The organism is Candidatus Thermoplasmatota archaeon (assembly GCA_034660695.1).
GTDB lineage: Archaea > Thermoplasmatota > E2 > UBA202 > DSCA01 > JAYEJS01.
Genome location: JAYEJS010000043.1, coordinates 1 through 11217 on the forward strand (window position 1 = coordinate 1; position 11217 = coordinate 11217).

Here is an 11217-nt window from a genome sequence, read left to right on the forward strand (position 1 = left end):
GTAGCTAGTGATGGAAAAGATTCTGCTGAAAGCAATTTATGGCATTTCGAGAGCGAGGAAAAAACTGGTGGGGAGGGGGGGGAGACCAATACAACCACCACGGGGTGGACAGTCATGATATATCTTGACGGAGACAACAACATGGATTCCTATGCCCAGATGGAATTAAGTGAAATTACTTCGGTTGAGACCAATGAAAATGTAACCGTGCTCGTTCTTTATGACGGCCGTGGAGACCATAATTCCCATCTTTACGTTTCGGAAAATAAATCGTTTAATGAAATGCCGCTGAGCGAAATAAATCCTGACTGGAGTTACGGAAACGAGGTAAACATGGGCGACTGTGCCCCCCTCCGGGAGTTTATAGGGTATTCAATGAAAAATTATCCTGCTGGAAATTACATGCTCGAGTTATGGAACCACGGCAACGGATGGATGGGCATATGCCGTGACGAGAACCCGGCTGATAGATTAACGATGGGGGAGATAAAAAATGCGATTTCTGGCAGCTGCGAGGAGTACGGCGAAATCATAGATGTTTTAGTATACACTGCCTGTGGGATGGGGGAAATAGAATGTGCATACGGGCTGACGGATTATGTAAGCTATTTTGTAGCCTCCGAGGAATCTGTTTTTGCAACGGGCCTGCCGCATGCAGACATTTTGGAAAGCATCGCGGGCAATACTTCAATGGGTGCTCATGAGTTATCCGAAGAAATAGTCAATGAATACGCTTTGTACTATCAATATGCCCAGAGCGCAACGATTTCCGCCTGGAACATGAATTTCATTGAAAACCTGACCCATGCTGTCGATGAGCTTGCACAGATATTGTCTTCCAGAACTGCAGCCCATGCTATCGAAATAGAGGATTCGTATTATGAAACAGAATCGTTTAACAGTATTGGAATCGTGGATTTGTATGATTTTGCCTTTAACATACAAAAAAATTTTGCGAATGACTCTGTTGTAAACAATGCCTCCCAGGCTGTTATAGAAAATGTTACAAGGGCAATATTCTATGAATGGCACGGAAATGAGCACCAAAATGCCCACGGCATAAGCATATATTTCCCGCCGGATGGCAACTACGTAAGCTCATATGAAAATACGGATTTTGCTTTACATACACACTGGGATGAATTTTTACGGGCATTTTACGGCATTTAATCCCGGCTGAAGGAGCGCGGAGTTTAACGTCAGGATGTCATGTAAAAAAAATCGATTATTTAAAATATCAAGAGTGTATGATTGAATTGGTCATCTAGACAGGAAAAATGAGGGATAAAAATAAGGAATGCATGGAGATTGAGGAAGCATTACGGGAAAGCGAGAAAAGGTATAGGGAGTTATTCGAAAATGCCAATGACATAATTTGGACTGCCGATGTGAAGGGCAGGTACACATCGGTAAATAAAATGTTCGAGAAAAGCCTCGGATATGATAGAGAAGAATTGATCGGAGAACAGTCGTTGAAACTCGTGGCTGATGAAGATAAAGAGAAATCGATACAAATATATCGAAAAACATTGGGTGGAAAACCGCAGTCATATGAATTGAAAATCAAGACAAAAGATGGGAATACTAGAATCGTTATGTTGAGGACGATGCCAATTCGAGAAAATGGGGAAGTTATTGGCGTTCAAGGTATTGCAAGAGACATTACGGAGAACAAAAAGGTAGAGGAGGAACTGCGAGAGAGTAATGAGCTGAAGCAGTTATTGATGGAAAGCTTTCCTAACAAGATATTCTTCAAAAATCGGAAATCCGTCTACGTGTTTTGCAACTCACATTATGCCGCGGATATAGGCATTGCTCCAGATGAGATTCAGGGCAAGACTGACTACAATTTCTATCCGCGGGACCTCGCTGACAAATACCGCACCGACGACCAGAGGATTATGAAATCCGGCCAGCTTGAGCAGATGGAAGAGCCTTACAGAATTGGCAACGAAGAACGTACAGTTCTCACTGTAAAAACACCAGTGCGAGACGCAAATGGCAACATTATCGGCGTACTGGGAATATTCACTGATATCACCGAGCGAAAGAAAATGGAGGAGGAATTAAAGCAATCAGAAGAAAAATACAGAACTTTGGTTGAAACAGCCCAAGAAGGAATTTGTATTGATGATGAAGACGATAATATCACTTTTGCCAATAAAGCATTTGCAGACATGCTTAGATATGAGAGAAATGAAATCATTGGCATGAATTTTCGGGAATTGATAGATGAAAGGCAGATACCCGAGTTGGAGAGACAAACGAAGATAAGGATGGAAGGAAAATCAAGCAAGTACGAAATCACATTATATACCAAGGATGGTAAACCTCGCACCGTTATCGTTTCCGCTGCACCATTATTGGATGTTGATGGAAAATATGAAGGTAGCATAAGTGTGAACCTGGATATTACAGAAAGAAAGAAAGCAGAGGAAAAAATAAAACATCTCAATCTAGTTTTGCGTGCCGTGCGCAATGTAAATCAGCTTATTGTTGGAGAGAAAGATAAAAACAAGTTAATTCAGAGGGTGTGCGATGTCTTCATCGAAACACGCGGCTATAGCAGTGCATGGATTGCACTCTTTGATGAAAATAAAAAGTTCATTACATTTGCAAAAACAGGTTTGGGTAAGGATTTTGCCCCATTGGAGGAATTGTTCAAGCGCGGCGAGCTGATAGAATGCTGCAGGAGGGCTTTAAAGCAATCTGGAGTTGTAACAATAAAAGATCCTTCTGCATGTGTTGGTTGTCCACTTTTGGGAAAAGAACCCAGTGAGAAGGCGATGACTGTTAGATTGGAATATAAAGGAAAAGTCTTCGGTCTGGCATCTGTTTCTATCCCTGCTCATCTTGCTGCTAATAAGGAGGAGCGTAGCCTTTTCAAAGAAGCTGTTGGTGATATTGCCTTTGCCCTATACAATATTGAAATGGAGGAAAAACACAAACAGGCAGAAGAAGCATTAAAAGAAAGCGAAGAGAAATTTAGATTGCTTGCAGAATCTTCCACATCAGCCATTTTCATTTACCAAGATGATATTTTTAAATATGCAAATCCGGCAATGGAAAAAATAAGTGGCTATTCTAGAGATGAATTAATTGGGATGAAGTTCTGGAATGTTGTGCATCCAGATGATGTTAGGGTAATAAAGAAAAGAGGTAAGGCAAGAGAAAAAGGAGGAAAAGTAGAGCCTCATCATTACGAATTCAGAGTTATAACAAAAGACGGTAAAACAAAATGGATTGACTTTGCTGCTGCAAATATTATATACGAAGGCAAGCCTGCTGGATTGGGTAATGCATATGATGTTACGGAAAGAAAGAGAGCAGAAGAAGCATTGAAAATAGCATTGGAGCAGGAAAGAGAATTTAAGGCTAGAACAGCACATTATTTCTTCAACCCCCTATGTATTGCAAAAGGATACCTTGAGCTGGCAATGAAAGATGAGAGAGATGCTGATCAGCGTGAGAAATTAAAAGCCATCATTAATGCTGTGGAAAGGGTGGAAAGTGTTGTAAAAAATGTAGTTACGAAGGGAGAGATTCGTGAGTAAAAGGATACTGGTTGTAGATGATGAAGAGGCAATACAGGAACTGATACAGATATACCTTTCCGAGTTGGATGTGAAAATATATCCCGCTTTAAGTGGTGAGGAAGGGTTAGAAAAATATACAGAGCTTATGAAAAAGGAAAAGAAAGCTGACCTGGTTATAATGAACCTCAAGCTTCCTGGCATGGACGGGGTTGAAACAACAAAAAAGATAATGCAGGTTAATCCAGACGCATTGATATATGGATTTACAGCATCTTTCGGCACTGGCTGGGCTGAAGAGCTGAAAAAAGCCGGTGCAAAAAGCGTGATACCAAGAACTGTTGGTTTTGATGCTTTTCGAGAGATTGTAAAAAAGATTTTGGAAGGGGAAGAAGTAGAACTCTGATAATGGATCTGCAAGCAGGACTTTTATACCGCAACTCATTACTTCATTGAATGCTGCCCAATGAAAATGCCCATATGGTGAATAATTCTTTGATGGGCAGGGTTTTATCAGAATTTTATTTACTGGAAAGGCACATAAAAATGCTGAAGCTAATAGTAAACGAAGAACCAATTGGGATAATAAAGTTATCAGAAAATACTGGATTGCCGGAGCATAAAGTGAGATATTCTCCCCGCGTGTTGGAAAAAAGGCTTAATAAAGCCAACTCGTCGCAGAGCGATAGCAACAGATAAAAGTTTTGAATTTGCCAAGGGTTTTAGGGAGGCGTTGGAAGGAATAGAATAACTGAAAAGGTTGTTATGATCAAAAACAAAAATTTTAAGCAAGCAATGCATTACAATATGTTAGAGAGGTGATGCAAAGAAATGAATGGAGGAATATTAAGTTCGGATATAATGACAAAATGGAGTGATATGCAAACCAAGTTCGGATATAAGGAGTTATCTGCAATTGGTCGCCGAATGTACATGATTCACAAAATTTTTAATAGCAATAAGAAATAAGGAGATGGAGTAACATGCTTGAAGCAAACAAGAAAGCAGCCGCAAAGTTTGGGATAGATATAGACCTTATAGAAAAGAGAGCAGACACGCAAAAAAATATTGAGATTTTGGGAAATGACCTAACCTTTATTGGTGTAAGAGAATTCGAGAGAACAAAACATGTCCATAGGTTACATCCTTATCTTGGTAAATTCATTCCTCAGCTTGTAGAGGTATTTTTAAGAAAGTATTTCAAAAAAGGTGATATAATACTTGATCCTTTTTCAGGTTCTGGAACAGCACTGATAGAAGCTAATGTATTAGGAATGAACTCAATAGGAATTGAACTATCACCTTTTAATGTATTAATTCAGAGAGTTAAAACGAAGAAATGTGATATTCCGGAGGTGGAAACGGAAATTAAAGATGCATTGAAAAGGTTGAGAGTGTTTAGTAAACAGCTAACAACAGGCGGACAGACATTATTCGGAAAGATAGAACGATTTGAAACTGACAGCGAATATTTAAAAACGTGGTTTGCAGATGGGGCATTACAGGAAATCTTGTTTTACCGAAGTATAATAGGTGATTACAAAAATCAGGATGTCTTAAAAATTATTCTCTCAAGGTCTGCCCGCTCAGCAAGACTTATCCCTCATTATGATTTAGCACGTCCCAAAAAACCTGTTAGAGAAACTTACTGGTGTATTAAACATAAAAGGTATTGCGAGCCTATTAATGAAGCTTTAAAATTCATAAACCGTTACAGTTATGATACAATAAAACGGTTAAAAGAATTTAACAAAATTAGAACAGATGCTTTTATCAAAATCTATCAAGGAAATGCACGGACGAATAAGTTGCCTGAGGATATAGAAATAGATGGTATTTTTACATCTCCACCATATGTGGGAGTTATCGATTATCATGAGCAACATAGGTATGCATATGAACTATTTGATTTCCCAAGACTTGATGAGCTAGAAATAGGACCTGCCAGAAAAGGACAGAATGGGAATGCTAAGAAAGAATACATGAAAGGGATAATAGATGTCTTTAAAAATGTATCTAAGTACCTGAAAGATGGAGCATTAATTTTTATCGTAGCAAATGATAAGTTTAACTTATATCCCGAAATTGGGAAACAATGTAGTTTTGAACTAATCGATGTTTTTAACAGACCCGTTCTGATGAGAACAGAGAGAGATTCTAATAAATATTTTGAATCTATATTCCATTTCAAGAAGGTGTAAATATGAGTTTATCATCAAAAACGGCAAGTGAAATCGCTGAACTTCTTACCACTACTGTAAGAGAAAAACTAAGGAAGTATAAACCTGAAACGGTGCATATGCCTTTTCATCATAGACTTCTTGGTAAAGACCGCTATGCAATATTTTCTTTTATTCAGTCAATGAATACTACTTTTGGAATCTCTATTTGGGAACAGGTTGCGGTTATTTTAGCTAAAGGTGCTGGCAATTATGCAAAAAGACAATATAAGTTACTTGGTGAAATAAACAATGAGACAGAAAAACTAATCAGCGGGCTTCACTATCAATTAAGAAAAGGAAAAATTTCTACAGACAAAATTTATGAAATAGAGCAGATTAGAAAGAAGATAAAAAGAGGTTCAGCAAAAACTGACCCAGATTCGGTTGTAGATTTGTTTGTAAAAATACAGAATGAAGAGAACTACTTTGACATCACAAGTGCTAAACCAAATATGAAAGAATTTGTGGCATTGAAACTGAAACTTTTGAGATGGACGGCTTTAAGATTAAGCCAAGATAAGAATATCAATCTTTTTACAAGACTTGCTATTCCCTATAATCCTTATCATCCAGAACCTTACGAGCGATGGACATTGAAAGGATTGTATGATTTAGAAAAAGGCGAAATTTTGGTTGGAAAGGAATTCTGGAATTTTGTTGCTTGTGATAATATCTACGAAGAATTATTAGATGTATTCCAGGAAGTCGGAGAAGAATTAAGAGATGAAATAAATAAAAAGTTTGATGAGTTTAGGACTGGTAAAGGAGATTAAACCATGAAAAATAAGCGACCAACAGCGTATAACATTCATTAGTTTCTAGCGAGAAGCTACGCTGCCTTTTGTATGGAAAAAACCATGTTCATCAGCACAGATAGAGCAATGCAAAATTCCATATATACGCTCCCTGAAACGCTTTCAGCAGGATATTCCTTCCTCCACCTTGCCCAATATGATTTGTGCATCGGTTCTTATTCTTTTTCCGCTTTTACCTTCTCACATCTTCAGAATAAGATCCAAAGATGACATAAAAAGAAAATAATTAAATATCGAGGGAGGTTTGCCTGATATGCTCTTTTCTACTTATGGGCTTTCCAAATCCTATGGTTCTTTCATGGCGCTTAACGACCTTACCATTGATGTGGAAGAGGGGACAGTGGGCTTGCTCGGCCCCAACGGTGCCGGAAAGAGCACTTTGCTGCGCATTCTCCTAGGGCTGATTGAGACATCCGGCGGTAGTTATGAAATCCTTGGTAATAGAAAGGGCAGGGTTGCACTGGACATGGTGGGATACATGCCTGAGCATGACTGCCTGCCGCCCGGGCTCACAGCCGTGGGATTCGTATCGTACTTCGGGCAACTTTCAGGTCTGCCTCCTGATGTGGCAATGGAGCGTACTCACCAGACGCTGGATTACGTGGGGCTTGAAGAGGAGCGATACCGGGAAATAGAGAGTTACTCTACAGGCATGAAACAGAGAGTTAAACTGGCTCAGGCTATCGTGCACGACCCCATGGTTATCTTCCTTGACGAGCCAACGAACGGAATGGATCCCGAGGGAAGGGAAGAAATGCTTTCGCTTCTCAGGGGCATTGCTTCCATAGGCAAAAGCATCGTTCTCAGTTCACATCTGCTTCCCGATGTGGAGTTTGTGTGCGAGGATGCAATCATCATCAACAACGGAGAACTGGTCGAGCAGGGAAAGGTGAAAGAGCTGCTGGGATTGCAGACATTGAGGGTAAAAATACGCGGCGACGAGAAAGGCTTTGTGAACGTCCTTCGGGAAAAAGAATGCAATGTGTCCGGCACCGGCAGCGAGCTTGTGGTTGAAGGAGATGACATCACTCATAAAGTATGGGATGCAGCACTGGATGCAAACGTACAGATCCGCTATATGGGCTTCCGTTCCCGATCGCTGGAAGAACTGTTCCTTGACATCGTGGAGGGAAACAATGGGAATTGATTTTCAGAAATACAGGTCATGGGACGGCATGCATTCAAACATGGGTCAGAGGGTGCTTACCATTGTGAAGAAAGGGGCAGTGCTGGCATTCAAATCAAAATGGGTCATTGCCCTGATTATTCTGACATACTTCTTTGGCGTGGTAACAAGACTTGTGTCGATTATATTCATGCCGGTAAAGTTCGAGCCGGAATTTTTCCAGGGTTTCTTTGACGAGAGTCAGCTATGGTTTATTCTTATGTCGGCGGTTGTTGGTTCGGGTCTAATAGCCGATGATTTAAAGAACAACAGTGTGGTCCTTTACTTCTCGCGTGTTTCCAAGGCAGGCTACATAACAGGGAAGTTCGGGGTGCTGGCAAGTGTGCTCAGCGTTGTGGTACTTTTGCCCGGCATACTACTTTTTTTTATGGCGTTACTGTCATCATCCGAATCGTGGAGTCAGCTTTTCGACCACCTGTGGATTCTCGGAGCTATCATGGCAACAGGATTGTTCATCATTGCCCTGATGGGTTCAGTTTCGCTTGCAATTTCCAGCCTTACATCTGATAAGCGTTATGCAGGGGCGGGAATATTCATCATTTTCCTGTTCTCCGGCATCATTGCAGAGGTGCTGAAAGACATCCTGGAAAACGACCGTCTTGCTATGATATCAATATGGAACAACGTCAGAGTTGTGGGTTGGCATCTCTTCAACACACAAAATTCCTACAATTTCCCGTGGTATGAGTCACTACTGGCACTTGCAGCAGTCATTATGTGTTCTGCGGGGATAATCTACTGGAAAATCTTCAGGAAAGAGGTGAGAGTATGAGCATTATTTCTGCCGACAGCTTGTCCAAATGGTACGGAGAAGTGATCGGGCTAAATCAATTCACCGTCGATATAAACAAGGGGATAACGGGCATTGTCGGGCCGAACGGTGCAGGAAAGACCACTCTTTTCAGAATTGTTACGGGCATGATTCGCCAGGATAAAGGAACCATCGAGGTACTCGGAGAGAAGCCGTGGAACAATCCGTCGCTGAATGCAAAGATAGGATACTGCCCCGAGCACGAGATGCTCTATCCGTGGATGAGCGCAAAGGAATTCCTTACCTCCATGGCAAAAATGCACGGCTATGGTCACAACGAAAGCGAGAAAAAGGCGTATAAATCTCTTGAAACAGTCGGGCTTAACAGCAGAGACATGGAAAGAAAGATAAAGGGCTACAGTAAGGGAATGCGACAGAAGGTAAAGGTCGCCCAGTCCATCATACATGACCCCGAACTTCTCATTCTGGATGAACCCCTTGCAGGTACAGACCCGGTCGGGAGAAAAACCATCATCGAACTCATTAGGGAACTGGCAAACGGGGGAATTCACGCGATAGTTAGCAGCCACGTGCTTTATGAAATAGAGAAGCTGACGGAACAGGTTGTGCTCATCAACGCCGGACAAACGCTGGCAACTGGGAACATCCACGAAATAAGAAAGCTGATAGACAGGCATCCCCACATGGTAAACCTTACCACAGACAATGCCAGAAAACTGGGAAAAGAATTGATGGAAGAAGAAAGTGTCGTATCTGCGAGAATCATTGATGAACAACATCTTTCCATAAAAACACGTGAGCCCGACGCCTTTTACCAACTCCTGCCGGAAATAATTGTTAAAGGAAAACATGAGGTCAATGAAATTTTCAGCCCAGACGACAATCTTCAGGCTGTCTTCAAATACCTGGTGAAAAAATGAGTATGAACGAGAGAATGGAAATGGTCAAATTTACGGCAAAGCAGATATTTTTGTCAAGAAGAACAGCTGTGCTCATGGTTCTTTCGTTTTTCCCGCTTGTTATCATCGGCGTGTGGATGTACCAGCCTGACGAGAGTGCATCAGAATTCTTCTCAGGTGTTTTTCTTGCCATCTTCCTTCAATTCATTTTGCTTATTATCGCCCTGCTTTGCGGGACAGCTCTCATAAATAGTGAAATTGCCGATAAAACTATCAGCTACCTGTCAACAAGGTCGTTGCGACGGGAGGAACTTTTCCTGTATCGCTACCTGGGCTCAATCCCTGTAGGTTTTCTCATCATCGCTGTTCCGATTGCCGTCTGCCTGACTGTGCTCGATATTCATACTGGCAGCTTGGACACCCTCGAACATTTGCCCGACTATTGCACCATCATACTGCTCGGCGTTGTGGTCTACAGTTCATTCTTTGCCTTTCTGGGCGTTGCGATAAAGCGACCTTTGATGGTCGGTCTTTTGTTCGCATTTTTCTGGGAAATCCTGCTGGCAAACCTGCCGGGGAAGATACCATACATGACCCTGATGTTTTATCTCCGTTCAATGTCTCACCACATGGCAGATACTCCGTGGCCTCACCAGATTGAAGCGTTCAGCACCGGCATGTCTGCTCTGGTCCTGTTGGGCACAGCAGCTGTCTTTCTTTTCCTCAGCATTGTCATATTCCGCAGTAAAGATTTGGTGGAGTAAGACAGGGCGCGCATGAATCATAAATTGTTGTCAAACTCCATCTTTGCCATCCATTATCCTGCACTCCTTTTAATACTACTTTGTTAGGATATTCCTGAAATTCCGTAACGTCTCATTTTTTCTGGCAAGGTGACTATGAATTTTTATCTATCAGAAAAACTTACGATTCAGCAGTAAAAACTACCACGTTACGATTTTGTAGGAATATCTGTTTTCATTTTGGGTTCTGTCAATAAATTCGGGTAGTGAAGTATGCCCGTCTAATGTGAGGCATGAAGTTTTACAGATGTTTAACAGAAAGAATTTTTTCCACGTTTTTTGCAAAACCGTCAAATCCTATTCCCCTCCCAAAAACTTTTTTCGCCCCAGTTGCCTTGAGTTTTTCGCCCCATTTAAGGTCAGCGAAAGCGGTAAACCCAATTACGTTTGCATTGGAATCTATTTTCATTATCTCCTGTGTTGTTCTCACACCGTCCATCTCTTCTCCACCCATCTGTCTCAGCATATCTTCTTCTTTCTTGGTGCCGGATAAATTCAAATCCATTACTACTAAATCTGGCTTTTTACCTCTCTCCATCAACTCCCTATACAATTTCACCCCCTCCCCTCCATCATAAGCAGAATGAATTTCAAAAGCAGACGGTAAATAAGCCTTTGTTAGTTCTTGTATTTCTGGCTCATCGTCTACAACAAGCACTATCTTTTTATCGCTCATTATTTTGCTTCCCTACCCATATTGCCTTGTCGTATTTTAATCTTTTTTCAAGAATATTTTAACGGGGTGTAAGAGATTAGATGGATTGCTTAATCAATCCCATCCATCTATTTCTCCCAAGATTCCTCCTTAAATCATTCGGCTATTTCCCCTTTTTCTTGAATGTTCTTGACTACTCTCTCTATTATATCCTAACTTCCGTATTTTTAAGCACATAAATTTAGTTTTTCCAAAATCCCCTTCTGTTTCTTTGTAATTTCTGTAAGAATCGTATGTGCTTATATTGTAAACACATATCATTACATGTGGAT

Annotated in this window: 12 protein-coding genes; 10 read left to right on the plus strand and 2 right to left on the minus strand. The window is 41.0% G+C overall.

Going from position 1 to position 11217, the window contains the following annotated elements; translation table 11 throughout:
* From U9O96_02290 to U9O96_02335, 10 genes are all read left to right on the plus strand, one after another.
* The coding region (locus U9O96_02290) for a clostripain-related cysteine peptidase (protein ID MEA2053937.1) at positions 1 to 1170 on the plus strand (1170 nt) is incomplete at its 5' end.
* 107 nt (positions 1171 to 1277) lie between these two features.
* On the plus strand, positions 1278 to 3554 hold the full coding sequence (locus tag U9O96_02295; protein ID MEA2053938.1) for a PAS domain S-box protein: 2277 nt from the start codon (positions 1278 to 1280) through the stop codon (positions 3552 to 3554).
* Positions 3547 to 3939 carry a response regulator gene (locus tag U9O96_02300; GenBank protein ID MEA2053939.1) on the plus strand — a complete coding sequence of 131 codons (393 nt, stop codon included), beginning with the start codon at positions 3547 to 3549 and terminating at the stop codon, positions 3937 to 3939. The genes U9O96_02295 and U9O96_02300 overlap by 8 nt, the downstream gene beginning before the upstream one ends.
* A gap of 50 nt (positions 3940 to 3989) precedes the next feature.
* On the plus strand, positions 3990 to 4232 hold the full coding sequence (locus U9O96_02305; GenBank protein ID MEA2053940.1) for a hypothetical protein: 243 nt from the start codon (positions 3990 to 3992) through the stop codon (positions 4230 to 4232).
* Positions 4233 to 4516: 284 nt separating this feature from the next.
* Positions 4517 to 5734: a DNA methyltransferase gene (locus tag U9O96_02310; GenBank protein MEA2053941.1), complete on the plus strand. Its 1218-nt coding sequence runs from the start codon at positions 4517 to 4519 to the stop codon at positions 5732 to 5734.
* 2 nt (positions 5735 to 5736) lie between these two features.
* Positions 5737 to 6528, plus strand: coding sequence for a TdeIII family type II restriction endonuclease (locus tag U9O96_02315; protein ID MEA2053942.1), 792 nt, complete (start codon positions 5737 to 5739; stop codon positions 6526 to 6528).
* A 295-nt stretch (positions 6529 to 6823) separates the two neighbouring features.
* Complete coding sequence (locus tag U9O96_02320) at positions 6824 to 7717, plus strand: ABC transporter ATP-binding protein (protein ID MEA2053943.1); 894 nt, start codon at positions 6824 to 6826, stop codon at positions 7715 to 7717.
* Positions 7707 to 8528 carry a hypothetical protein gene (locus U9O96_02325; GenBank protein ID MEA2053944.1) on the plus strand — a complete coding sequence of 274 codons (822 nt, stop codon included), beginning with the start codon at positions 7707 to 7709 and terminating at the stop codon, positions 8526 to 8528. The genes U9O96_02320 and U9O96_02325 overlap by 11 nt, the downstream gene beginning before the upstream one ends.
* Entirely contained in the window at positions 8525 to 9448 is a 924-nt protein-coding gene (locus U9O96_02330) for an ABC transporter ATP-binding protein (GenBank protein ID MEA2053945.1), read from the plus strand. The genes U9O96_02325 and U9O96_02330 overlap by 4 nt, the downstream gene beginning before the upstream one ends.
* Positions 9445 to 10191 (plus strand): ABC transporter permease subunit, encoded by a 747-nt coding sequence (locus U9O96_02335; GenBank protein MEA2053946.1) that lies wholly within the window; start codon positions 9445 to 9447, stop codon positions 10189 to 10191. The genes U9O96_02330 and U9O96_02335 overlap by 4 nt, the downstream gene beginning before the upstream one ends.
* Positions 10192 to 10471: 280 nt before the next feature.
* On the opposite strand, the gene U9O96_02340 is transcribed toward U9O96_02335, so the two are convergent.
* Together U9O96_02340 and U9O96_02345 are read right to left on the minus strand one after the other, a co-directional pair.
* Positions 10472 to 10906 (minus strand): hypothetical protein, encoded by a 435-nt coding sequence (locus U9O96_02340; protein MEA2053947.1) that lies wholly within the window; start codon positions 10904 to 10906, stop codon positions 10472 to 10474.
* Positions 10907 to 11035: 129 nt separating this feature from the next.
* A partial coding sequence (locus U9O96_02345) for a hypothetical protein (protein ID MEA2053948.1) occupies positions 11036 to 11217 on the minus strand: 182 nt, incomplete at its 5' end.

Bases quoted from the DNA above. Each gene is read 5' to 3' on its own strand.
- U9O96_02295 (MEA2053938.1), top strand. From the start codon at position 1,278: ATGAGGGATAAAAATAAGGAATGCATGGAGATTGAGGAAGCATTACGG.
- U9O96_02305 (MEA2053940.1), top strand. From the start codon at position 3,990: ATGCTGCCCAATGAAAATGCCCATATGGTGAATAATTCTTTGATGGGC.
- U9O96_02310 (MEA2053941.1), top strand. From the start codon at position 4,517: ATGCTTGAAGCAAACAAGAAAGCAGCCGCAAAGTTTGGGATAGATATA.
- U9O96_02315 (MEA2053942.1), top strand. From the start codon at position 5,737: ATGAGTTTATCATCAAAAACGGCAAGTGAAATCGCTGAACTTCTTACC.
- U9O96_02320 (MEA2053943.1), top strand. From the start codon at position 6,824: ATGCTCTTTTCTACTTATGGGCTTTCCAAATCCTATGGTTCTTTCATG.
- U9O96_02325 (MEA2053944.1), top strand. From the start codon at position 7,707: ATGGGAATTGATTTTCAGAAATACAGGTCATGGGACGGCATGCATTCA.
- U9O96_02330 (MEA2053945.1), top strand. From the start codon at position 8,525: ATGAGCATTATTTCTGCCGACAGCTTGTCCAAATGGTACGGAGAAGTG.
- U9O96_02335 (MEA2053946.1), top strand. From the start codon at position 9,445: ATGAGTATGAACGAGAGAATGGAAATGGTCAAATTTACGGCAAAGCAG.
- U9O96_02340 (MEA2053947.1), bottom strand. From the start codon at position 10,906: ATGAGCGATAAAAAGATAGTGCTTGTTGTAGACGATGAGCCAGAAATA.